Source organism: Chloroflexota bacterium, from assembly GCA_034717495.1.
Lineage (GTDB): Bacteria > Chloroflexota > Anaerolineae > JAAEKA01 > JAAEKA01 > JAYELL01.
Genome location: JAYELL010000091.1, coordinates 63,149 through 86,501 on the forward strand (window position 1 = coordinate 63,149; position 23,353 = coordinate 86,501).

Sequence of the window (23,353 nt, forward strand, 5' to 3'; positions counted from 1 at the left end):
TCGATGTGCGCTGTTGTGGTCAACTTGCCGCCTCCTCCAGCAGTGCCTGGATCCGGGAGGAAACCATGTCAAGCGCGACCTGGTTATGGCCACCTTCGGGAATGATGACATTGGCATATCGTTTGCTCGGTTCGACAAATTCCAGGTGCATGGGTCGAACGGTCTTCTGGTACTGGTCGACCACCGAGTTCAGCGAGCGTCCTCTTTCCTCGATATCACGTATTAGCCGCCGGATGAAGCGAATATCAGGGTCGGTATCAACATAGATCTTCACATCGAACATGTCGCGCAGTTCGCGTTCGGAGAAAATAAGGATTCCCTCGACCATGATCACCGGTTCAGGCGTAACCAAACGAGTCTCGTCGGTACGGACATGTCTACGAAAGTCGTAGACTGGTACGGGAACAGTTTGGCCCTCCCACAGTTGTTTCAGATGCTCGACCAGGAAGGGAGTCTCCAGGGCGTTGGGATGGTCGAAGTTCAACAGGGCCCGTTCCTCCTGCGGCAGGTTGGAGGCATCGTAGTAATAGGAGTCGTGTTGAATGAAGGCGATTCGATTCCATCCTACCTTTTCCAGGATCGCGTGCGCCACGGTTGTTTTGCCGGAACCCGTGCCTCCGGCAACACCGATGATGATAGGTTTGATCTTGTCGGTCATGATGTAAGACCTCCGCCATAGGTCGCGGCCCAGGCTGCAAACCAACGGGCGGCCTGGCGCCAGGAACGAGATGGATCCAATCCTGCATCCACCCGCTGGCTGCCTGCCCGTTGGGTCTGAATATGCATGTGAAGTCTTCCCGCCGGCCGCCACAGGCTCAGTAGCAGGCCTGCCAGCACGAGCAGGCAGCTACCTGCCATGAGAGGAAAGCCCGGATCGCTACTGACTCCCACGGTCATGAACCGGCCTGTACGAAGATGATAGACATCGTCGCCAATCGTGATTTGCGTGTTGCTATCCACGAATTGATTATAGATCGGTTCCGGCTGTCCGACCTCGAAGGCCTGTACAAGGAATGTGGGTCCGGCAAATCCTCTTTCTGGCAGTGCAGGAAACGCCACGATGCTGAAGGCCAATTGGCGCGCTGGTACCAGGAATACCCGTTCGGCACGCGGTTGCTCGAATACCAGACGCAGGCTGCTCTGATAGGTGGATTGCTGTTCAAGAGGCTGCAGTTGAAGGGGTGAACCCTCTGCAGTCTGGGCTGCTACGGTTAAAGCCTGGCCTTCCCCGGCGCGTTTGATGGTCAATCCCGCAACATGGGCAACGCCACGATCGGTAATCGGTTGGCTAGCTGGAGCAGCGTCCTTTTCCCGGACAAGAACTGCCGGGCCATTCTGATCGGGCATTTCAAGGCTAACCTGCAGATCGCTCCGCGAGACCAACCGTGTCCATTGGCCTGGCACGAGAACCAGGTTGGGTTCTTGCCAACCGAGTACTTGATTCAGCCACAGGCTGGCCAATATGGCAAAAAGACCGAGGTAAATAAGGGGGGATGCAAAGAGGCCCCAACGATTACGCTCGGCACCAAGATCAGCCACATCGGTTGCCAAAACAGAGCGAACCTGCCATCCCTCGTTCTGAAGATCCTCCTCCAATTCGGCGACAGTGGTGTCCAGATCGCCGGCCGGCATGAAACCTGCCTGCAATGACCATTCCCGTGCTTCAGACGCTGTTGCGGTGGGATCCTGCCCGCCGAATCGTTCGATCGCTTCAGACATGGCTTGTCCAAATCTCAATAGTAGGATGAAAGCCAGAAGCGCCGCGAGAATCCATAGCCAGGGACTCTGTCTCAAGTCGAAAAGCCCGCTATCGCGAAACATGGGGCCGATGCTGCCAAAGCGGGCAGATGTGTCTGCCATCCAACGGGCGGTGGCATCTGCTTTGGAAGTTCCCCGGGGTAATTGGGGTAGAAGCAGGATAGCGAGCAGAGTCAAGGCCAGAAGGCCCAGCACCAATGCCAGCAATTGATCACTGACAAACAGCCGGTAAAGCCGGTCGATGAGGTTGGGCTTGGGTGACTGCACGGAACCGTGGTTGGTCATGGCAACAAAAAACCCCAACCGATGTTGGGGCTCCAAGAAAGGGTGTCAGCCTCTTTCCGGCGAGGCGACGGCAGATACGTCAGGAGCCACCCGTCGGATTCGAACCGACGACCTGCGCATTACGAATGCGCTGCTCTACCGGCTGAGCTAGGGTGGCAAAAGGCCGGGAACACCCGGCAGAGCGTATTATAACTAACTGCTGTCCGTTCGCCAAATGGATGCCTTTAGCTGGTCATACCCGGGTGACATACGTGCCCGAGCGCGTGTCGACACGAATGGCGTCACCCGTCTCAACGAAAAGAGGCACATCTACCTTCAGTCCGGTTTCAACGGTACAGGATTTTCTGGCCCCTGTGGCTGTGTCACCGGCGTAACCAGGTTCAGCGAAGGTGACTTCCAGATCAACCGTCGTGGGAAGTTCGATGTCAAGCGGTTCACCCTGATAGCTGATGATCTCCAGAGTTAAGCTATCCGTCATGTAGTTTTTTGCATCGCCAAGAACCTTCGCCGACAGGACGGGTTGCTCATACGTGTCGAGGTCCATGAAGGTGTAAAGTTCACCATCGTTGAAGAGATACTGGACCGTCGCATGGTCAAGTCGAATATCCTGGACCTTGTTGCCCGAATTGAAGGTGCGCTCGATGATACTGCCCGTATGCAGATTGCGTGCTTTGATACGGATAGTTGCACCACCGCGGGCCATCTTGCGATGTTCGTAATCCAGGACGCGGTAAACCTGGCCATCCAACTCGAAAGTAACATTCTTACGAAGTTCCTGTACACCGATCATTGTTTTCTCTTTCTCCTGTTTTTTGTTATCTGTCTGATCAGAGATTATACGTGGGCCAAATGGCTACGTCAAATCGGGCTTTGGCCGGGCAGCAATTCTGTTGGTACCTTTCGAGCTGCCCGACAGGGCCGCCCCTCGACAGGCTCGGGGCACCGTTCAAGACAGGTCTGCGGTGAAAAGAAAAAAAACATGACCGCAGATAACCGCAGATGGACGCAGATCAATCCAAACAAGATCAGAAAAGATCAGCGAGAATCTGCGCCGAAGGTCTGCGTAAATCAGCGTTCCTCTGGCTTGTCCAGGTTTAGGAAGCGCGGAAGAAGAACATGGCTAACCCAAAGTGGGGATTTCGTACAGCCTCGACTCCTCTGCGTGTTGAGAATTGCTGCTGGCTAGAGCCACGTGTGGTCGTCGACTGGATCGTGGGGGAACCCTGCGTTTGTCTCCAGTGGATTATTTACGGATTCCGAGGCCGAGATCCAGTCGGCAGCGGATTTGGGCAGCAAGGCCAGGGGTGCTCGCTGGATCTTGCAGTCGGGCAGTGATTCCAGAAACAACTGGCCGTAACGCTTGGTCAAGACCCGGTTGTCGAGGATGACGCACACGCCGCGATCCTGGCGACTGCGAATCAGACGGCCGAAACCTTGCCTGAAACGCAGAATGGCATCAGGAACCGAGTACTGGTAGAAGGGATCGTCAAAGGTCTCGGCCCGGGCAGAGACGATGGGGTCACTCGGGACAGCAAAAGGCAGTCGAACCAGGAGCAGGCCACTCAGGGCAGACCCTACCACATCCACTCCCTCCCAGAAGCTTCGGGTGCCAAGGAGGACTGACTTCTGGTTATTGCGGAAATTTTCCAGCAGTTGGCGCCGGCTTCCACCACTGCCCTGCTGGTAAAGGGTGATCCCGTTGGCGGCGAGACCGGGGCCGATGGCGCCGGCGGTTCGACGAAGCTGGTTGTAGGAAGTGAAAAGAGCCAGCGTGCGTCCCTCCAGGGCTTTGGCAACCGCTCGCACAGCCACTTCAACCTGGGGTTGGAATTCACGGCTGTTGGGCGCCGCCATGTCCGTCGGAATAAAAATCAGTGTTGATGCCTTGTAGTCAAACGGGGATCCAACCGTGCTCGTTTCTGCCTCGTAAGCGTGTAGCCGGTCTTGCACGTAATCGTAACTGCCCGCGGTGCGCAACGTCGCCGAGGTCATGATGACGTTTTCCTTCTGGTGGAACAGATGCGTTTCCACCAGTGGACCGACATGTAAGGGTGCGGCATGGATCGACAGTTTGCGAGTGCTGCGGTCGACAGAGACCCAGTAGATGCCGTTTTCCTGGGGCCGGATGATGGCTGCGTTCAGTTGCTCGTAGTTTTCCGCCAGTTGACTTGCGATGCTGGAAAGGTCGGCGTTTAGATCATCCAGATCTGGGACGCCAGCCTCCTCAAGTTCAACCATTCCCTTGCGTAACTGATCTACTGACTCCAGGAGTTCATACAGTGGGGTCCCTGCCAAATCCCAGTCAATCTCCACCTGTGACCATCCGGGCTGGCTTCTTATTCCGCTATCCAGGCGATACTGCCGGTTGTATGGGCTTTCGGAGGCTTGATCGACCTCCAGAAATTGAGCCAGGGCAAGGAGAAAGTCCCGCATTTTTTGGCGAGCATGTTGTGTTTTGGTCTGGGTAGCTGCGATCTGATCGAGTAGTCGATTTTTTATCTGTGGCGGCAGGCCCCGCTCAATGCGCCGGCGGATGTCGGCCAGCAGACCACTGCGCGGTTGGCGCCCTTCGGGTGCGATATCGGACAGCAGCCGCTCAAGGTAATCCTGCGTTGCCTGAAAGCTCAATTGGTTGGTCGTGGCATCCTCGACATGATGGGCCTCGTCGATGATCAGGTGGCGGTATTCGGGCAAGGCCCGGTTGCCCACGCCAATATCTGCCAGGAGCAAGGCGTGGTTGACGACCAACAGGTGGGCGCCATCGGCCCGGCGGCGATTGCGATAGAAGAAACAGCGCCCTCCCTGGCTGCCCGCGCAGCGTTCTGCCGTGCACGTGCCACTCTCGGTGGCGAGTCGGGACCAGATCGCCCGCTCACGTCCGCTGCCCAGAAAAATCTCAGCCCTGTCGCCGGTCGTTGTCTGGCTGAGCCAGATCAGCACCCTGCTCAACACCCGTAATTCGTCCGAAGAGAGGTCATTGCGCGTCCGCATGCTGTCAAGCCGGCGGGGACAAAGGTAATTGGAGCGCCCTTTTAGCAGCTCGACTCGCAGCCCTCTGGACTTTTCAGCCAGTTGACGGAATCTACTGTCGCCCGTTGCGCCAGGTTCGTCGCTGTTTAGAAGTTGCTGGAACACCGCTTCCAGATCAGGGATATCCTTGGTGTAGAGTTGATCCTGCAGGTTGATGGTATTGGTACTCACGACCACCCGGCGGCGGTTTTGCAGGGCCCAGGCAATGGCAGGCAGCAAATAAGCCATGCTTTTCCCGGTGCCGGTTCCCGCTTCGATCAGCAGATGATCTCCGTGGTTGAACGCCTCGGCGACGGCTCGCAGCATGTCAACCTGAGGGGCCCGATGTTCGTACGCCGGGAAAGTGCGGGCCAGGGGCCCGTCAGGTTCCAGAAAAGCCGCCAACAGGTCAACGTCCAGTGGCTCAGGTTGCTCCAGGGGCTCCAATTCGGGAGGGAAGACCGGCAACTGGCGCGCAGTCTCACTGAGCAGGGGTACAAGGCTGCCTTCCTTCAGGGCTTTTTCTTCGATTGAAGTGAGGGAGGCGTGTTTCCTGGCGTGAGTCTCGGCACGGACGAAAAAATCGCTCAGGTTCCAGCGGTTCTCGGAGGCCAGCCTGTTGATTTCCACCAGCGTCGGCAGGGGCAGGACAGCCGCGTGCTGATCGAGCTCCTGGAGCAGCAATCCGGTAGCGCGGGCATCATCCAGAGCGCGATGCGCCTGGGCCAGGTCAATGCCGAAGTGTTTTGTCAGGTTGCCAAGGCTGTAGCTGGTTTGGCTGGGCAATAACACGCTTGCCAGTTCAAAGGTGTCCAGCGTGGCATTGGGGAAACTGAGACCGGCCTCACGCAGAAATGATTGATCAAAGCCGATACTGTGAGCCACCAGCGTAGACTCTCCAACAAAGCCAACGACCTGGCCGAGCAGCGCATTGATCGGCGGTGCTCCTGCTACATCCTGATCGGAAATGCCGGTGAGTTGCTGAACAAAAAAGGGAATGGTCCGTCCGGGATTGACGAACGTCGACCATTCGTCGACGATCTCGGAATCGCGAAACTTCACCATGCCAATCTCGATGATGGCATCACGGCGAGGGTCCAGCCCGGTGGTTTCCAGGTCAAAGGCAACATAGGTTGAGGACATGGGTTCGATTATACCTGAAGCGCTTCTGCGGTACAAGGATGGTAGGCGCAACAAGTCAGAGCCAACCTTTGGCCCTGTGGTCCTGGAGCTGCAAGGTGAGCAGATAGCAGGTCAGTTGGTTAAGGTGTCACCATCTCTTCAATACCAACGATCTTTCCCTCTTCTACAACGACCGCTTTGTTCCTTACGATTTTTCGGGGCAGAACAATCCAGCCATTGGTCAAAGCAAAGCGACCGCCCGGTTGTACGATATTGTTGTCAATTATATTTTCTCCTGCCCTTCACTTCCGGTTCCGGTCGGCGAATCTGTCAAAAACAGTATACCCTCATTGCCTTTAGCGTGCAACGCAGTGAAGAATTCGACCAGAAAAAATTAAAAAAGGGTTGACAAATGAGCAGGAAAATGATATGATATGTGCAGAAAATTGCACACTCTTTACCCTTGGGTCGCCAGGTAATGAACGGATTTCGTATTGCAAGACGTGCGGGCCAAACCGTTGCCCGATTGCAGACTGCATCGAAACGATAGTGCTAAAGAAGTGGCTGACTGTGAATAAACGGAAAAAACAGGTCTTGGATCTGTTACAGCGACATGGTGAGCTTTCAAACCAGGAACTCAGCGACCTCCTCGATATTTCTCCTTCCAGTATCCGCCGCATTCTGATTGCCCTGGATAAGGATCGCCTGATCAAACGAACGCGCGGTGGTGTTTGCCTATCCACCGCGGTTAACTATGATCTCTTGCCGACCCATAAGCTGCCGGTTGATCCTGTAGAAGCGAGGTCGATTGCCAACCGGGCCGTTCAGCTCATTCAGCCAGGGGATGTAATTGCTTTGAGTGGCGGTGTTCTCTGTACCCAGCTTGTCTTACGTGTCCGTTATCTGGAAGGGATCACTGTTGTAACAAATGCTGTGAACGTGGCAATCGAACTTGTAAGCCTGCCTGAGATTCAGGTGAGGCTCACCGGGGGACGACTCAATCCGGGGTCATTCGAATTGGTGGGACGGGCGCTTGCCCCCAGCCTCAGTGGTTTACACATCGACAAGTTCTTCCTGGGAACGGACGGCCTTTCCGTTCAGCACGGCGTGACCGGGCGCGATGAGGACGAAGCAACGGCTTCACGTGTAATAATGGAGCGCTCGGACGCCACGATCGTTCTGGCGGACAGTTCGAAGTTCAAGAAGGCCAGCTATGCCCGGGTAGCTTCTATCTCTAAGGTTGACACAATTGTGACCACTGACCGGGTCTCCCAGAGCGTCGGAACTCAGTTCAAAGAGGCAGGAGTGAAGATAATCGTGGCCGGATCATAGATCAACCAAGGCATTTTTGCTGCTTTGTGTACGAGTTGCCTACAACCGCTTTTATCGGTTTTGAAGGTCAATGCGATGAACAATTCACCAGCCTATCTCAGCCTACCTGTCCCCGAACTATCCACCACGAGCAAAGTCTGCCTGACGATTCTACCTGACCTGGATGCTCTGTACTTTCATTTTGCCCGCAACATCGCCGATGAGATCAAAGCAAATAATGTGGCTGGCCGGCCAACACGTCTGATACTGCCCGTTGGCCCGGTCGGCCAATTTCCTCTCCTGGCCCGCCTTTGCAACGAAGAAAGCATCAATTGGCGGAATGTCTTTACGTTTAACATGGACGAGTATTGTGATTGGCAGGGCCGGGCTGTGCCTTTAGATCACCCGCTCAGTTTCCAGGGGTATATCCGGCGCATGCTGTTCGACCAACTTGACCCGGAGCTTCGTCTTCCCGACGATCAGATTCACTTCCCGGACCCCCTCAACCTGGATTGGATCAGCCAGCGAATCGAGGCGGTGGGAGGCATCGACACCTGTTACGGAGGCATTGGCTATCACGGCCACGTGGCCTTCAATGAACCCCCCATTTCGCGCTGGTATAAACTCACCCTGGAACAATTCCGAAACTCCCTGACCCGCCTCGTGCCGTTGGCCCCAGAAACGATTGTAATGAACAGCATTCGGGCCACAGGCGGCAATCCCGCCGCGCTGCCTCCGATGGCTGTTACCCTGGGAATGCGCGACATCCTGGCCGCGCGGCGTATTCGACTCTATTGCCAGGGAGGAGCCTGGCAGCGGACGGTATTGCGTATTGCCCTGATGGGCGACGAGCAGGTTGATTACCCTGTGACTTTACTGCAGCAACACTCTGACTACACTGTCATCACGACTGAAGAGACAGCCCGGCCACCTGTTTCTGGCGTGGCGGCTTGAACCTGGACATAACCATGCTAAAAGGTAGGCTTATCGTCGGGCAGTCAGGTGGCCCGACTCCCGTTATCAATGCCAGCCTGGCTGGGGTCATTATGGAAGCCAAACGCCATTCGGATATCACTGGCGTCTATGGCCTGGTGCATGGCATCGAGGGCGCGTTGAAAGATGAATTGATTGACCTGAGCCAGGAGTCCGTGGAGATGGTTGAACGGCTGGTTAAAACCCCCGCCTCGGCCCTGGGATCCTGCCGCCACAAGCTGAGCGACGGCGAATATGGTCGCATACTGGAACTTTTTCGTGCCCACAACGCGCGCCATTTTGTCTACATTGGCGGCAACGATTCGATGGATACCTGTCACCGTGTCTCGGCGCTGGCGCAGTCTAGCGGCTACGAGCTCCAGGTCATGGGTGTGCCCAAGACGGTGGATAACGACCTGGCTCTTACCGACCATTGTCCCGGCTATGGCAGCGCGGCCCGTTTCCTGGCCCTGGCTACCCGGGATACAGGGCGTGATATGGAGTCGATGGCTACTTTTGAAGATGTGATCGTCCTGGAAACCATGGGCCGCAACGCCGGTTGGCTAACCGCGGCTTCCGTGCTTGGCAAGACAACGGAGGATGAAGCGCCGCATCTGGTTTATGTGCCCGAGATACCCTTCGACGAAGCTCGCTTTCTCGATGACGTAGCTTGCCTCCATAGCCAGCTGGGACGGGTGTTCGTGGTTGTCTGTGAGGGAATTCGGGATAGCGATGATCGCCCTGTCGGAGAACACAAATTTCGGGGCGGCAGCAGCGATGCCTTCGGGCACGTGCTGCATACCCTGACAACGGGCGTCGCGGCTTATCTGGCCGATGTTGTCAGTGAAAAGCTCGAATTGCAGGCCCGTTTTTTACGCCCGGTGCTCATCGGACGGGCGATGAGCGCCTGTGTGGCCGAAACCGACCGCCGCGAAGCCTTGCGCGCGGGGAAAGCCGCGGTAGCCCACCTGGCTGCCGGCCGGAGCGGTTTGATGGTCACCCTTGAGCGGATATCGGACGATCCTTATACCTGTGAAACCGGAACAGCCCCCCTGGCCGATGTAGCCAACGCTGAAAAACTTCTGCCGCGGGGATTCCTGAACGATGCCGGGAATATGGTCACCCGTTCATATGTGGACTACGCCTTACCTTTAATAGATGGCCCTCTGCCACCATTGGCCCGGCTGAAAGGAGTCCGGGTATCACAGAAAGTTTCTGCGGGATGATGGTTGACCCTGTTCTCAAGTAGATATGTGGGCCACGAGGCGCCGGCACAAAAGGTTGATTTTTTACAGTAGCGCCTCACGCCTCCCCGTGGGTTCGGGGATGCAAAAAAGCACCAAATAATCAACTGACTGAGAGGAGATAGGACACTATGACCACAGAATACTCGCTTGGCGATTATTCCTTCGATCTGGAGCGGTTTTTCCCGACTGCTATCTTTGAAAAGATTACCGATATTCGGGTAGATGCGCCAGAAATCATCGAACAGCAGGCTCAGGCCCGGACGCGTCGCCCGCGCCTGACTAAGGACGGCAAACTGGCCATCCTGGCCGCCGACCATCCGGCCCGGGGGGTGACCGCATTGGGGGGCGACCCTTTCAGGATGGGCAATCGCCAGCAATATCTGGGACGTATCATGCGGGTGCTCATTGCCTCTGAGTTCGATGGCTTCATGAGTACGCCGGATATGATTGAGGACTTGTTCATTCTCGACTATCTGGTGCAGCAGGGGGGCGGCCCATCTTTTCTGGATGAAAAGGTGCTGACCGGTTGTATGCAGCGAGGCGGCGCGGCGGGTGTAGTTGGCGAAATTGACGATCGCTTCGGCTCCTACTCAGCCAAGTCAATGGCCCGTTTCCGCCTGGATGGCGGCAAAATGATGTTTCGCTTTGTGCCGGATGATGAACGCACCTTGTGGACAATTGACTACTGCGCCCAGGCCGTCACCGACCTGAATCACTACAACCTGGTACCCTTTGTCGAACCCCTGCGGATGGACTACATCGATGGAAAATGGGTTAGCAAGAACAATGCCGATGAACTGGTCACACTGGTCGGAATAGTTGCCGGTCTGGGCGATTCGTCGCGAAATACCTGGATGAAACTGCCCTATTGCCAGGACTTCGGACGGGTGACACAAGCTACCACAATGCCCATCTTGATGCTGGGCGGCCCGTCCGGCGATAACCCGCTCCAGACGTATCAGAATTTTTCTGCCGGAATGACTACCTCTGGCAACGTCCGAGGGGCGCTGGTGGGGCGAAACATCACCTTCCCTGTACGGGATGACCCTGCAGCTGTCGCGCGAGCCATCCACGGCATTGTCCACGATGGCTTGACAGCCGAGGATGCGGTTCAGGTGACAATGACTCACCGGGACGAAAAAATGGATTTCCTAACAGAGTACATTCTGTAAAGCGGATATTCGCTGCCAAAAGTATCATCCAGGAGGTGACAAACAAGGAGTCCCGCAATCAGACCAGACTGCCTGTCAGGATTGAACATTGCTAAAATAGTAGAACAGGAGGAAGAATTGAAAACCTATGGTGTTGCCATTGTAGGAGCAGGAAATGTAGCCAAGGGCCATCTGGCGGCCATTCGAGCGACCAGCCAGGCCGAGATGGTTGCCCTGGGCACGCGCAGCCTGGAACGTGGTGGGGCATGGACAGCCGAACAAGGGCTGGACTGCCCGATTTACACGGAATTGGACGAACTTCTGGCTTACGATGAGGTCGATATTGTGGTCCTGTGCACTCCGAATCATCTACATGCTGCTCAGACTATCCAGGCAGCCCAGGCAGGCAAACATATCCTGATCGAGAAGCCGGTCGCTTTGAACCTGGCAGACCTGCGCGCCATGCAGGCCGCCGTCCGCGAGGCGGGTGTACGTACACTTATCTCTTTTGTCCTGCGCTGGAATCCGTCCATACGAATGGCCAAGAATCTCATTACCGAGGGAGCGATAGGTGAAATCTTCATGGTGGAATCCTGCTACTGGCATGCCACCCCCCGGGCGGTTCCTGGCCACTGGATGACCAGGAAGGAGAGGGCCGGTAGCGTCTTTCTCATGGGCGGTTGCCACGCTGTGGATGCCGCCCGCTGGCTGGCCGGGACAGACATTGTTGAAGTCTCGGCCTATACTGCGCGGGGAGGCAAGGATTGGTTCGATTATCCCCCCACCGCCATCGCCATGGTGCGATTTGGCAATGGTGCTGTTGGTCGCATCTCGGCCACCATGGAATGCGTTATGCCGTATGCCTTTGACATCACGGTGATGGGCGACCGGGGCACCATGCGCGATAATCGTTTGTACTCCCACCTCTTTCCCGGCCAAACTGATTTCGCTACAATTCCGACGGTGTTGCCAGACAGCGGCGCCGTATTGGATCATCCATTTTCGCCCGGTTTCGAGCATTTCATCGAATGTATCGACAAAGGTCTGGAAACTGAAACAAACCTGGAGGATGCCATCAATACCCATGAGGTCTGCCTGGCTGTTGACCTTTCAGCCGAAGAAGGCCGGTCTGTGCCACTCCCCCTTTCCAGCTGATGGGACAGGTCTGTTCAACCATGCAAGATCGAGAAAGAGAGGTGCGTATAAGACAACTGGTGTGAATTCGCTTACGAATTCAAGCGTTTGATTGGAATCCCGCCAAGGATATGAAAAGGAGTCAGAATCGTGATACCTAAACCCTCGAAGCGAGTAGTTCAAATCGGGTTGTTGAGCCTCATCCTGATACTCATCGTATCGGCATGTGTTGCTGCGCCTGCACCAGCTCCGGAGAGTGCTGTGGTTGAATCTGAGGAAGCTGTGGTTGAACCTGAGGAAGCTGCGGTTGAACCTGAGGAGGCAGAGCCATCCCATCTTCGGGTGGGCATCTACGCCTATATGACCAAAGGCATTCCCTTTGATGAGGTAGTAGCACTCTATGAGCAAGCACACCCTGAGGTGGAAATTGAAGTGCTGCCCATTCCGGGCGAGGTAGCTGCCTGGCAGCCTCTAACGCAGAAAATGCAGTTGGAGGCTCAGCAAGGGAAAGCACCCTGGGATATCATCATCGGTCCGACGCCATTTGTTGAACCGGGCACCCTGGCCAGTCTCGGTCTTCTCGAGCCTTTGGATGATCTCTTGCCGCAAGAACTCTTCGACGATATGTATAGCGGTGTTCGAGAAGAGATCAAGTTTACCGGTGATGGCAAGAGCTATCTCTTGCCGTGGTGGAGCGATGTTTTCGGTCTCATCTATCGACCTTCCATGTTGAAGGAAGCTGTCGGAACCGAAGAGCCTCCCCAAACCTGGGAAGAGTTGCTGGCCTACTGCGAGAAGATAGAAGCTCATTACGGTGACGAGATTGCCTGCATCGGCGGCGATTGGTCCTGGTCCCATCGTCTGTTCCTGCCCATGCTGGGTACGATGACGGAAAATGTCTTCGTCGAACCGGGCATCTTCAATCTGGAAGGTGACGGGGCGGTTCAGACTTTGGAGCTTATGCAGCAGCTATATCCCTACATGCCGGCTACTGCAATCGAGTCCCTGGGGTCTTCCAAGGCGTTCCAGGCAGGTGGAGTGGCCATGGAGTTGTACTGGCAGACGCAGCACCTGCGAGCTCTCCAGGCCGGTGTACCTGAGGACGACCTAAAGATCGGCAGTTTCCCGAAAGGAGATTTCGTAAACACGATCTTCTGGTCTGGCGGGGCGGTTATCCCCACGCATTCCGAGAACAAGGAGGAAGCAGTTCGCTTCATGTTAGAGGGGCTGCTGGGCGATACAGCCGTCCGTTCCTCCTATCTTGACAACTACAAGATTGTTCCCTACCGGTCAATCAGTGAAAAGTTTGCAGAGGAAGGGGTCTTGCCGGAGTGGGCGCCGTCTTTGCTGGAGCCTCTGGATGTGGCGCAGCCCATCCCCAGCAATTCATACTTCCTGACCATCGAACAGCCTGCCTTCCAGGAAGAGTTGGAGAAGATGATGCTCGACGGGCAGTCGCCGGAAGATACGGTCGCCAACCTGAAACAGCGCATCGAGGAGGGCGTGGCCGAGGCCAATTGATGTTAGAGTGAGAAGTCGACAGTGACGAAATGGGGGCGGTCCCGGTGGATGAAGGACCGCCCCGTATCCCCCAATTAAGGATTAACTGCTGCATCATGGAGAACGCATCTATTCCGCCGGCCCGGAAGCAACCCAGCTTTCTCGAGCGAGTTTGGGAAGCAAGGGTAGCATACTTGTTCATCTTACCCTTGATGGCTTTCTTCTGCGTGTTTGTCCTGTACCCGGTTCTGCGCACGGCCCAACTCATGTTCATGCGTTATGAGTTTTTGCGCCCAGATCGACGCTCCTTCGTGGGCCTGGCCAACATCATCGAGTGGACTCAGGATCCCAGAGTCCTGGAAACCTTCGGGGTTTCGGTGAAGTTCTTCCTGTTATACGTACCTTCAAGTACTCTCCTGGCACTGTTAATAGCTTTGGCTCTGGATCGAGTGGCGCGTGCGCACCTGGCGACAGTGTACCGGACCATTTTTTACCTGCCCGTCGTCCTGCCGGCCGGGATTATTTTCATTGTCTGGACATGGATCTACGACCCTACCTGGGGGGTTATGAACACCCTCATCCAGGATGTTTTTGGAATCCCCTGGCCGTGGGATAGATGGCTGAGAGGTCCCGAAACGGCTCTGCTCTCGTTGGTTTTGATGAGCGTCTGGCGTCTTGTGGGAGTCACTATGATCCTGTTTTTGGTGGGGTTGAGCAACATTTCCAATGAACTGCGGGAGGCGGCCCGCATCGATGGTGCCAGCGAATGGCAGACCATCCGCTTCATAGAGCTTCCTCTTCTAATTCCCACCTTTCTGATCATCCTGGTGCTGCGTTTACAGGTTTTGGGCCTGATCGAGGAACCCTTGGTTATGACCAATGGAGGGCCGCTCCGTAGCACCATGACTTACGGTCTACAAGCCTACTACATCAGCTTTCGGGACGGGAACTGGAGTATGGGCTATGGTAGCACCTGGTTCCTTATTCTGGGCCTCTTTTCAACACTGACTGCATTCCTGGCCTGGAAGTTCATGCGACAAGAAGACCTTACCTAGAATGGTTTAGGATGTGAAATGTCAGGTATGCCCCCCGCCGATAACAGAGTCCTGTTCGAGCGTTTGCGTCGCTATATGGGAAAGTCCTTCAAGCATGCCTTCCTCGTCATGGTGGCTATCTTCAGCCTGAGTCCTATTTTATGGCTGATAGGTATTGCTTTCCGGCCTGTCGAGGAAACCTACGTTACCCCGATGCAACTCTTGCCTCGCACGCTAACGCTGGAGAATACCCGGCTGGTCTTCGAAGAACTTCCCCAATTGATGACCCTGTACCGTAACAGCATTGTCATAACCGGGGTGGCCGTAATCTTAGTGTTGATCATTTCATCTCTGGCCGGCTATGCTTTTGCCCGCATGAGTTTTCCCGGGCGCGAGATTTTCTTCTGGGCTGTCGTAGCCTCCATGTTTATGCCACGCAGTATGGCCATTCCGGGCCTCTACGAGATCCTCCAACACTTTCAGCTCGTAGACACCTTGCCCGGCCTGTATCTGCCCTACACAGCCTGGTTTCTGTCGTTGTCCGTTTTCATCATGCGCAGCGCGTTTGCGGCTATTCCTCAGGATCTGGAGGATGCGGCCATGATCGATGGTTGCTCTCGCATTCGTTTGTATTGGCAGGTGATGATCCCTCTGTCGACGCCGGCCGTGGTCACGGTTGCTATCTTCACCTTTGTCCCAGTGTGGGGTGAGTACCTGTGGGCTTTCACCTTCACCAGCACCGTGAAAGCGATGCCGATGTCGGTCGGTATCAAGCTACTGCAAGCTGGCCCCGAAATGGGAGAATGGACCTTTCCAGTGGCTGCGATGGCGGTCCTCATCAGTTTCATTCCGCCTTTGCTTATCTACATTGGTCTCCAGCGCTGGTTCACCAAAGGGTTGATGGAAGGCGCCCTCAAATTCTAAAGAGATACTTCCTTTAAGGAGAACACACCATGCAAGACTATTACGCCATTCCCGCCGAAGAATTCAGCAGGCACGGCGACATCGAATTCAACTTTGTGGAGACCTTTGAGGATCTATGCGAACTGGTCGCCCGCGAGCTGGTCGACTTGCTCAAGAGCAATAGTTCCAAAGGCCAACTGACCAAGGTGATCTTCCCGGTGGGGCCGCTGGATTACAGGCTTTTCGCCGAACTATGCAACCAGGAAGGGGTAAGCTGTGAGTCGCTTGTGGTATTCTCGATGGACGAGTACTGCTACGCCGATAATACAGCCATACCGGCGGATCACCCTTTGAGCTTTCGAGCCTTCTACCAACACGAGCTGATCGACCTTCTGGATGCAGATAAAAAGTTACCTCCAGAGCAATTGATTCTGCCCGATCCGGCCGATTTGGACCTGGTACGGCGCAAGATGGAGGAATATGGCCCGATCGACGTTGCTTATGGCGGCTTCGGTATCAACGGCCACTTTGCTTTCAACAGTCCACCCACGGAAGAGGTGGATCTGGAGACGTTCAAAAATACCAGCGTGCGGATTGTCGAACTCCGGGAGGGCGACATCATCCAGATGGCTATGGGCGGCACGGCCGGCAATATCGAAATGATTCCGCCCAAGGGCTGTACCATAGGCCTAAGGGAGCTGCTTAGCCCTGAGCAAATCCACCTGACGTTCATGCGTTCCTGGCATGCCGGGGTCCTGCGGCGGGCGCTGTTTGGCCCGGTGACTCCATCCTTTCCCGGGTCGTTGGTTCAGTTGCACCCCAATGTTAAGGCTACGATCACTGCCGTGGCTGCTGCCTTGCCTCCACTTAGTATTCTGCAGAACCCGGGCAAGTAGGTAACGGAATAGGAGGAGATCGATTTTGGCTGCTAAACTTGCTCTGAGTGGCGGTCCGCGGGTTCGGACGAGCCCATTTCCGTCGTGGCCGGTTTCCGGCGAGGCGGAGGAGCATGCCCTGGTCAAGGTATTGCGCAGCGGTCAGTGGGGCCGTCATATGGGCCGGCAGGTCGCAACCTTCGAACAGGATTTTGCCGCGTACCAGGAGGCAGAATACGGCATCGCCGTTATGAACGGTTCGGTAGCGCTCCGGATCGCCCTGTTGGCCGCTGGACTCCAGGCAGGTGACGAAGTTATCGTGCCGCCTTACACATTCATCGCGACTGCAACCTCGGTGGTTGAGGCGAACGGAATCCCGATTTTTGTCGACATTGCCCCCGACACTTACTGCCTGGATCCAGACAAGATCGAAGCGGCCGTTACGTCGCGTACACGTGCGATCATTCCTGTGCACTTTGCGGGGCAGGCCGCCGACATGGACCGCATTATGGCCATCGCCCGGAAATATAACCTGGTCGTCATCGAGGATGCCGCGCACGCGCATGGGGCGGAGTACAAGGGCCGGCGGCATGGCCGACGAACTACGCGCCGTGCATGGACCACAGACCTATATTGTTGGGTATGCCAACGGTGATCTGGGATATCTGCCCTTCCGCGAGATTTATGAAGAAGGTGGGTACGAAGTGGATCTGGCGTACAAATTCTATATGAACTTCATGATCGCCGCCAGTGGGTACGAAAGGCTCCGCGACAGGGCAGTGGCGTTGTTGCGTGCTTTTGATGGATACTTGGCTGGGTAGATTCCAGAGCTTTTTGGAAAAGATTCCTTACGAATGATGGAGGAGCACATCTATGACTATGACCGAAGCTATTTGGCGGGTAAACGTGAACACGCGAATTATCAGCATCGAAGCTGTTCCCGAAAGCTGGCGGGGGTTGGCCGGCCGGGCGCTCATTCCGCGCATTCTGCTCGATGAAATCCCGCCGACGTGCGAGCCGCTGGGTCCGTTCAATAAACTATTGTTCGCGCCGGGGCTGCTGGTAGGGCAGATGCTCTCAAGCTGTGACCGGATTTCGGTGGGCGGCAAAAGCCCGTTGACCGGCGGCGTAAAGGAGGCCAACGCCGGCGGCACCACCGGTCTCAAGCTGGTACATTTGGGCATCAAAGCCCTTATCATCGAGGGCGCTCCCGCTGGTGACGGCTGGTGGACGCTGTATCTTAACAAAGACGGCGGTCGCTTTGATCCTGCTGATGATCTGGCCGGGCTGGGCATCGACGACTCCGCAGCCATGTTGCGCGAGAAGTATGGCGAAAAAGTTGCCATCTCGCTGATCGGTCCGGCCGGAGAAATGCTGATGGCCTCGGCGGGCATTCAGAATCTGGACCAAGAGGGCTTCCCCACCCGCATTGCCGCCCGCGGCGGTTTAGGCGCGGTGATGGGCTCAAAGCGGCTCAAAGCTATTGTGTTCGATGCCGATGGGCTCAAAGTCCCACCGCTGGCAGACCCGGACCTTTACAAGGATGCCAAACGACGCTACATGAAATCACTGCTGGCTCACCCGCAAACCAAGGTGTATACCGATTACGGCACGGTGGCCGTGGCCGAACTGGCCCAGGGCTTTGGCGCAGTGCCGGTACGCAACTTCTCCGAGGGCAAGTTTGAGCATCTGGAAAAGATCAACGGCGACGCCATGCGCGATATCATTTTGGCGCGCGGCGGCGACGGCGACACCAGCCACGCCTGCATGCCAGGCTGCGTTATTCGCAGCTCCAACTGCTTCCCCGATGCGCAAGGCAAAAAAATCGTCTCCCCGCTGGAGTACGAAACCATCGGCATGGCCGGCAGTAATCTGGGCATCGACAGCCTGGACGCCATCGCCGAGCTCAACCGTGAAATGAACGATGTGGGCGTTGACACTATCGAGGTTGGGGCTGCATTGGGCGTGGCCGCCGATGCCGGGTTGATGGAATTCGGCGACGCCGCGCGGGCGCTGGAATTGGTCAAGGAAATAGGCAAAGGCACGCCGTTGGGTCGAATCCTGGGCCAGGGGGCTGGGATGGTGGGTAAAGTGTACGGCGTGCAGCGTGTGCCGGTGGTAAAAAACCAGGCCATTTCCGCCTACGATCCGCGGGCCATCAAAGGCACAGGTATCACCTATGCCACCTCGCCGCAGGGTGCCGACCACACCTGCGGGTTGACTATCCGGGCCAACGTGGATCACCTCAACCCCACCGAGGGGCAGGTTGAAGCCTCGATCGCCGGACAGCTCAACATGGCTGGCTTCGATACGCTGGGCGCGTGCATCTTCAGCGGCTTCGGCTTTTCAGCCGCTCCGCCAGAAACCATCCGCGATCTGGTCAAAGGGCAGCACGGCATCGATCTGGGCGACACGCCGCTGCAAACGTTGGGCCGCCAGACGCTCAAGCTGGAGCGCGAGTTCAATAAGGCCGCCGGTTTCACCGCCGCCGATGACCGCCTGCCGGAATGGATGACGCAGGAGCCGCTGCCGCCCACCAACGCCGTGTTCGATGTGCCTGATGAGGACCTGGATAGTCTGTTCGACAAGGTGTTCAGTTGAAGATGAAGGTAACTGCCCGGCTGCACGCCACCTTACGCCGGCCCGTATCCGATGGGTATCAAAATCGGGTAACAGTTGAACTGGATGAAGGGGCCACGGTGGCCTCGCTTCTGAAGACGCTGGAAATTGGCTTAGCGCCGGAACATTTGCTGGTGCTGCTTGGCCAACAGCGGATCGACCCCGAACACGCTTTACATGATGGCGATGCAGTTCAGATATTTCCGCCGATTTCCGGCGGATAGATCGAGATCGGTTTATGACAGACACCGGGAATGATGCCCAATCTTCAAATGGGAAACAGTGCAACACCGGCCCCTTTCAAGCCAATCTCAAGTTCATCCTTCGGTTAATCCCCGGCCTGTTGGCTGCCGCGCTGCTGGCCTGGGTGAGCGTCTGGCTGAGTGAATATACAGGCACTGCGCTGATGGGCTTCAGGAAGTCTCCCATTTCGGCGGTGACGATGGCTATTTTACTGGGGATGCTGATTGGCAATCTGGTATCCCTGCCCGCCGTTCTGAAACCAGGCCTGACATTTGCCATGAAAAAAGTGCTGCGTCTGGGCATCATCATGCTGGGCATCCGTCTGAGCGTAATGAGTGTGTTCAAGCTCGGCGTTCTGGGCATTCCCATTGTGCTGCTCTGTATTGCGGGGGCGCTGCTGCTGACGACTCGACTGAATAGCTGGCTCAAACTGCCGGACCGCGTCGGTACCTTGATTGCCGTGGGTACCTCTATCTGCGGCGTCACGGCTATTGTGGCCGCAGCTCCGGCCATCGATGCCGAGGACGAGGAGGTGGCTTACGCCATAGCTGTCATTACCACTTTTGGGCTGGTAGCAATGCTTACTTATCCTTATCTTGCCCACAGCATTTTTGGCGGCGACGCGGTGAAGTCCGGTCTGTTCATGGGCACTTCTATCCACGAAACTGCTCAGGTCGCCGGAGCCGGGTTGGTCTACGCTGACATCTTCTCTCAGCCGCTCGCCCTTGACGTGGCTACCATCACCAAACTGGTGCGCAACGTGTTCATGGCCGCCGTCATTCCGGTGATGGCGCTGCATTACACCCGCAAAACTGCCGGTTCGGAAAAGAAAGATGTCAGCTTCACCGAACTGTTCCCCACCTTCATACTGGGCTTTCTGGGCTTTGCTGTTATCCGTTCTATTGGGGACGCCGGCGTGGATTCAGGTGGCTATGCCTTTGGTCTGTGGGATGCCGACACCTGGCAAAGCATTCATAGCTTCATCAAGGATTGGGCCGTCAACTTTATGGTCATCGCCCTGGCCGGCGTAGGATTGAGTACCAATTTCAAGATCCTCAAAGGGTTGGGCATCAAGCCATTTGTGGTTGGTCTGGGGGCCGCGCTGGCGGTAGGGGTTATCAGCCTGACCGCAATCTGGTTGCTCGGCGCCTTTGTAGTGGTTTGACGGAAAGCAAAGGAGGAATAAGAAGCGCAAAGGCAGTTTTTGGTCTGTAGCGAAGTATTTCAACCAGAATTGCGTGTCGCAAGTTTTCAGAAGTATGCAGCACGCAATGCGCATCAATTCAGTACAACAATATTGACACGAGGAGGTTTGCAGATTATGGCACATGGTGCGTTGATGCACGAGTCGGGCGATGATGTTGCGGTTGTCATTGAAGACGTGACATCGGGCGACGAGGTAAAAGTAGTAGCCCTGGACGGGGAAGATTTCGGTGTGGTCAAAGCTACGGAAGATATTCCCCTGGGGCACAAAATCGCCTTGCGCGACATGAGCGAAGGTGAAGATGTGATCAAATATGGCCGGGCCATTGGTCGCACGCGAAAGGATGTTGCTAAAGGCGCGCACGTTCACACTCAAAATGTCGTGAGTATTCGATGGGAGACAAGTATCGATGAATAATCTACAATTAACCGGCTACCGGCGCGAAAACGGGCGCGTTGGTGTTCGCAACTATGTACTGATTATCCCGGTAGATGACATCTCCAACGCTGCCGCCGAAGGTGTAGCCTCCCTCGTCCGGGGAACCTATGCTCTCACCCACCCCTATGGCCGCCTGCAATTTGGCGAAGACCTGGAATTGACCTTTGATACACTCATTGGCACGGGTCGCAATCCCAACATCGCCGCTGCTATCGTCATTGGCATTGAACCAGGTTGGACCGAGCGCATTGCCAGCGGCATCGCCGAAACCGGCAAACCAGTGGCCGCCTTCAGCATTGAGCGCTACGGCGACCTGAAAACCATCGAGATGGCCGCCCGAAAGGCCAAAGAATTGACCCAGAACGCCAGTGAACTGCAACGCGAGCCTATCGAACTGGGCGAACTGTGGGTCAGTGCCAAGTGCGGAGAGTCGGACACCACCCTGGGGTTGGCCTCCAACCCCACCGTTGGCCGCGTGCTGGAGCGGATGATCGATGCCGGAGCCACTGCCATCTTTGGGGAAACGACCGAGGTGACAGGAGCCGAGGATATAATTGAAGACCAATGCATCAACCAGGAAGTGGCTGATGCATTTATGAAAACCTTTCAGGATTACCAGGATTTTGTCATTGGTACCGGGGCCAATCTGATGGGCTCCCAACCGACCAGAGGTAACATTCGCGGTGGCTTGACCACCATCGAAGAAAAAGCTCTGGGCAACGTGGAGAAGATGGGCCGCAATAAGGTAGTGTCAGTGCTCAAGCCGGCCGAAGAGCCACAAGTTCCCGGTCTGCACTTTATGGACAGCTCCAGCGCTGCCGCCGAAATGGTGACGCTATGCGCAGCGGGCGGGTCGGTGCTCCACCTTTTCACCACAGGCCAGGGCAACATCATCGGCAACCCCATCATCCCGGTGATGAAGATTTCGGCCAATCCGTTAACGGTCAGCACAATGTCAGAACACATTGATGTTGACATCACCGATCTGCTTCGGCTGGAAATGACTTTGGATGAAGCCGCCGACAAGACAATGATCATGATGGCCCGCAACGTCAATGGTCGTTTGACTGCCGCCGAGGCGCTGCGCCACGAGGAATTTGTAATTACCAAACTGTATCGCAGCGCATAAACATCTCTGTACCTACATTTCGGACAGCCAGCTGCCATGCCCGGCAGCTGGCTCAGGTTGTTCACTGCGAAAAGTGAACGCAAAAACCATTTTGAAGGAGGATTGTGGCTCAATACACCTTGCCCTACGGAAAAAGGCATCTTGCCTTTAACTTACCCGACTCGTTGAACATCACACTGCTGACCCCTGCAGAGGTGCCTGCTGCTGAAGACCCACGGCAGGAAGTAAACCGGGCGCTGGATAACCCGCTCGGCGGTCGAACCTTAAGGGATTTTGGCGATGTCAGATCGGTGGCTGTTGCTATAAGCGATAAAACGCGACCTGTGCCGCACGAGTTCTTGTTGCCGCCGCTGCTGGAACGCTTGGAGGAATTGGGCTTGGCTCCGGAAGCTATCACTCTGTTGATTGCTACCGGCACCCATTCCCCCATGCCGCCGGAGGAATTTGAACGGGTGGTACCTGCTGATATTCTGGCACGTTACCCGGTCATTTGCCATGATGCCGGCAACCAGAAGCGTTTGGTGCATCTGGGCCAAACGGAACGTGGCACCCCGGTGTGGATCAACAAACATTTCGCCCGGGCTGATCTGCGTATCGTGGTGGGTAACATTGAGCCTCATCAATTCATGGGATTCTCCGGCGGGGCAAAGAGCGCTGTTATTGGTCTGGGCGGCGGCGACACAATCAATCACAACCACGCCCTGATGACCGAGCCCCAGGCAAAACTTGGCAGTTTTGACGATAATCCCGCCCGGCAGGATGTCGAAGAGATGGGGCGTTTAGCAGGTATTCACTTTGCCTTGAATGCTGTTCTCAATAGCCACAAGCGGATAGTGAAAGTCGTCGCCGGAGAACCGACCGCCGTTATGAAAAGGGGCATTCTCCAGGTTAGAAATCTCTATCAGGTACCTGTACCGGAGTTGTTTGACCTGATGCTTGTCTCGCCGGGGGGGCACCCCAAAGACATCAACATCTACCAAACCCAAAAAGGGTTGGCCCACGCCGCTCTGGTGACAAAAGAAGGCGGCACTATTATTTTGGCTGCTGCCTGTCCTGAGGGGAGTGGCAGCGCCAAGTATGAACAGTGGATGAAGGGCAAAACATCATTTCAAGATGTATTTGAGAGCTTTCAACAGGAAGGGTTCCGTATTGGGCCGCATAAGGCGTTTCAAATTGCCCGTGATTCTTCCAGAGTACGTGTTCTTCTGATCTCTGAGATGTCGGATGACTTTGCCCGCGGCCTGTTGCTCAACCCGACCAGCAGCCTGGATGTAGCCCTCTCGCAATCTTTGGCTGCGCTGCCCCCTGACGCCCGAATTGGCGTTATGCCTTTCGCCAATGCCACCATTCCGATGATTTCAAGGCAGCCCTAGCAGTCTGTCGGAGAAGTCAGGATTCTGCATAAATCAGGAATGGGCG

General features: G+C 55.8%; 20 protein-coding genes and 1 tRNA gene. 16 read left to right on the forward strand and 5 right to left on the reverse strand.

From position 1 onward, the window contains the following. Positions 1-19 precede the first annotated feature (19 nt). The 5 genes from udk to U9R25_16370 all read right to left on the reverse strand — a co-directional run bounded on the left by udk (position 20) and on the right by U9R25_16370 (position 6,195). Positions 20-658: a uridine kinase gene (udk, locus tag U9R25_16350; protein MEA3337472.1), complete on the reverse strand. Its 639-nt coding sequence runs from the start codon at positions 656-658 to the stop codon at positions 20-22. Continuing rightward, on the reverse strand, positions 655-2,043 hold the full coding sequence (locus tag U9R25_16355) for a hypothetical protein (protein ID MEA3337473.1): 1,389 nt from the start codon (positions 2,041-2,043) through the stop codon (positions 655-657). The genes udk and U9R25_16355 overlap by 4 nt, the downstream gene beginning before the upstream one ends. An 84-nt stretch (positions 2,044-2,127) precedes the next feature. Beyond that, a tRNA-Thr gene (locus U9R25_16360) sits at positions 2,128-2,200 on the reverse strand. Positions 2,201-2,275: 75 nt separating this feature from the next. Continuing rightward, positions 2,276-2,833: an elongation factor P gene (gene efp, locus U9R25_16365; GenBank protein ID MEA3337474.1), complete on the reverse strand. Its 558-nt coding sequence runs from the start codon at positions 2,831-2,833 to the stop codon at positions 2,276-2,278. A 392-nt stretch (positions 2,834-3,225) separates the two neighbouring features. Next, positions 3,226-6,195 carry a helicase C-terminal domain-containing protein gene (locus tag U9R25_16370; protein MEA3337475.1) on the reverse strand — a complete coding sequence of 990 codons (2,970 nt, stop codon included), beginning with the start codon at positions 6,193-6,195 and terminating at the stop codon, positions 3,226-3,228. A gap of 549 nt (positions 6,196-6,744) precedes the next feature. On the opposite strand from U9R25_16370, the gene U9R25_16375 reads away from it, so the two are divergent. The 16 genes from U9R25_16375 to larA all read left to right on the forward strand — a co-directional run bounded on the left by U9R25_16375 (position 6,745) and on the right by larA (position 23,307). Further along, complete coding sequence (locus U9R25_16375) at positions 6,745-7,506, forward strand: DeoR/GlpR family DNA-binding transcription regulator (GenBank protein ID MEA3337476.1); 762 nt, start codon at positions 6,745-6,747, stop codon at positions 7,504-7,506. 75 nt (positions 7,507-7,581) lie between these two features. Then, positions 7,582-8,439 (forward strand): glucosamine-6-phosphate isomerase, encoded by an 858-nt coding sequence (locus U9R25_16380; GenBank protein MEA3337477.1) that lies wholly within the window; start codon positions 7,582-7,584, stop codon positions 8,437-8,439. Between the two features lie 14 nt (positions 8,440-8,453). After that, positions 8,454-9,683 carry a 6-phosphofructokinase gene (locus U9R25_16385; GenBank protein MEA3337478.1) on the forward strand — a complete coding sequence of 410 codons (1,230 nt, stop codon included), beginning with the start codon at positions 8,454-8,456 and terminating at the stop codon, positions 9,681-9,683. A gap of 149 nt (positions 9,684-9,832) precedes the next feature. Further along, positions 9,833-10,876 (forward strand): deoxyribose-phosphate aldolase, encoded by a 1,044-nt coding sequence (locus U9R25_16390; protein MEA3337479.1) that lies wholly within the window; start codon positions 9,833-9,835, stop codon positions 10,874-10,876. Positions 10,877-10,993: 117 nt separating this feature from the next. Next, positions 10,994-12,010, forward strand: a complete 1,017-nt coding sequence (locus tag U9R25_16395) for a Gfo/Idh/MocA family oxidoreductase (protein MEA3337480.1) — start codon at positions 10,994-10,996, stop codon at positions 12,008-12,010. A 129-nt stretch (positions 12,011-12,139) separates the two neighbouring features. Next, positions 12,140-13,510, forward strand: a complete 1,371-nt coding sequence (locus tag U9R25_16400) for an extracellular solute-binding protein (GenBank protein MEA3337481.1) — start codon at positions 12,140-12,142, stop codon at positions 13,508-13,510. Between the two features lie 95 nt (positions 13,511-13,605). After that, positions 13,606-14,544, forward strand: coding sequence for a sugar ABC transporter permease (locus U9R25_16405; GenBank protein ID MEA3337482.1), 939 nt, complete (start codon positions 13,606-13,608; stop codon positions 14,542-14,544). A gap of 18 nt (positions 14,545-14,562) precedes the next feature. After that, complete coding sequence (locus tag U9R25_16410) at positions 14,563-15,447, forward strand: carbohydrate ABC transporter permease (GenBank protein ID MEA3337483.1); 885 nt, start codon at positions 14,563-14,565, stop codon at positions 15,445-15,447. Positions 15,448-15,476: 29 nt separating this feature from the next. Beyond that, the gene (locus U9R25_16415; GenBank protein MEA3337484.1) at positions 15,477-16,322 is read left to right on the forward strand and encodes a hypothetical protein; all 846 of its coding nucleotides are present in this window, start codon (positions 15,477-15,479) and stop codon (positions 16,320-16,322) included. A gap of 25 nt (positions 16,323-16,347) precedes the next feature. Then, entirely contained in the window at positions 16,348-16,956 is a 609-nt protein-coding gene (locus U9R25_16420; GenBank protein MEA3337485.1) for an aminotransferase class I/II-fold pyridoxal phosphate-dependent enzyme, read from the forward strand. A gap of 224 nt (positions 16,957-17,180) precedes the next feature. Further along, entirely contained in the window at positions 17,181-18,902 is a 1,722-nt protein-coding gene (locus U9R25_16425; GenBank protein ID MEA3337486.1) for an aldehyde ferredoxin oxidoreductase C-terminal domain-containing protein, read from the forward strand. A gap of 2 nt (positions 18,903-18,904) precedes the next feature. Then, complete coding sequence (locus U9R25_16430) at positions 18,905-19,144, forward strand: MoaD/ThiS family protein (protein ID MEA3337487.1); 240 nt, start codon at positions 18,905-18,907, stop codon at positions 19,142-19,144. A gap of 14 nt (positions 19,145-19,158) precedes the next feature. Beyond that, positions 19,159-20,328 carry a putative sulfate exporter family transporter gene (locus U9R25_16435; protein ID MEA3337488.1) on the forward strand — a complete coding sequence of 390 codons (1,170 nt, stop codon included), beginning with the start codon at positions 19,159-19,161 and terminating at the stop codon, positions 20,326-20,328. Positions 20,329-20,484: 156 nt separating this feature from the next. Then, positions 20,485-20,784, forward strand: coding sequence for a UxaA family hydrolase (locus U9R25_16440; protein MEA3337489.1), 300 nt, complete (start codon positions 20,485-20,487; stop codon positions 20,782-20,784). Further along, positions 20,777-21,934 carry a UxaA family hydrolase gene (locus U9R25_16445; GenBank protein ID MEA3337490.1) on the forward strand — a complete coding sequence of 386 codons (1,158 nt, stop codon included), beginning with the start codon at positions 20,777-20,779 and terminating at the stop codon, positions 21,932-21,934. The genes U9R25_16440 and U9R25_16445 overlap by 8 nt, the downstream gene beginning before the upstream one ends. Before the next feature lie 104 nt (positions 21,935-22,038). Further along, the gene (gene larA, locus U9R25_16450; protein MEA3337491.1) at positions 22,039-23,307 is read left to right on the forward strand and encodes a nickel-dependent lactate racemase; all 1,269 of its coding nucleotides are present in this window, start codon (positions 22,039-22,041) and stop codon (positions 23,305-23,307) included. Positions 23,308-23,353 lie beyond the last annotated feature (46 nt).

What these genes read in the sequence shown, in the direction of transcription:
- udk (MEA3337472.1), bottom strand. Translation starts at nt 658, where the DNA reads ATGACCGACAAGATCAAACCTATCATCATCGGTGTTGCCGGAGGCACG.
- U9R25_16355 (MEA3337473.1), bottom strand. Translation starts at nt 2,043, where the DNA reads ATGACCAACCACGGTTCCGTGCAGTCACCCAAGCCCAACCTCATCGAC.
- efp (MEA3337474.1), bottom strand. Translation starts at nt 2,833, where the DNA reads ATGATCGGTGTACAGGAACTTCGTAAGAATGTTACTTTCGAGTTGGAT.
- U9R25_16370 (MEA3337475.1), bottom strand. Translation starts at nt 6,195, where the DNA reads ATGTCCTCAACCTATGTTGCCTTTGACCTGGAAACCACCGGGCTGGAC.
- U9R25_16380 (MEA3337477.1), top strand. Translation starts at nt 7,582, where the DNA reads ATGAACAATTCACCAGCCTATCTCAGCCTACCTGTCCCCGAACTATCC.
- U9R25_16385 (MEA3337478.1), top strand. Translation starts at nt 8,454, where the DNA reads ATGCTAAAAGGTAGGCTTATCGTCGGGCAGTCAGGTGGCCCGACTCCC.
- U9R25_16390 (MEA3337479.1), top strand. Translation starts at nt 9,833, where the DNA reads ATGACCACAGAATACTCGCTTGGCGATTATTCCTTCGATCTGGAGCGG.
- U9R25_16405 (MEA3337482.1), top strand. Translation starts at nt 13,606, where the DNA reads ATGGAGAACGCATCTATTCCGCCGGCCCGGAAGCAACCCAGCTTTCTC.
- U9R25_16410 (MEA3337483.1), top strand. Translation starts at nt 14,563, where the DNA reads ATGTCAGGTATGCCCCCCGCCGATAACAGAGTCCTGTTCGAGCGTTTG.
- U9R25_16415 (MEA3337484.1), top strand. Translation starts at nt 15,477, where the DNA reads ATGCAAGACTATTACGCCATTCCCGCCGAAGAATTCAGCAGGCACGGC.
- U9R25_16425 (MEA3337486.1), top strand. Translation starts at nt 17,181, where the DNA reads ATGACCGAAGCTATTTGGCGGGTAAACGTGAACACGCGAATTATCAGC.
- U9R25_16430 (MEA3337487.1), top strand. Translation starts at nt 18,905, where the DNA reads ATGAAGGTAACTGCCCGGCTGCACGCCACCTTACGCCGGCCCGTATCC.
- U9R25_16435 (MEA3337488.1), top strand. Translation starts at nt 19,159, where the DNA reads ATGACAGACACCGGGAATGATGCCCAATCTTCAAATGGGAAACAGTGC.
- U9R25_16440 (MEA3337489.1), top strand. Translation starts at nt 20,485, where the DNA reads ATGGCACATGGTGCGTTGATGCACGAGTCGGGCGATGATGTTGCGGTT.
- U9R25_16445 (MEA3337490.1), top strand. Translation starts at nt 20,777, where the DNA reads ATGAATAATCTACAATTAACCGGCTACCGGCGCGAAAACGGGCGCGTT.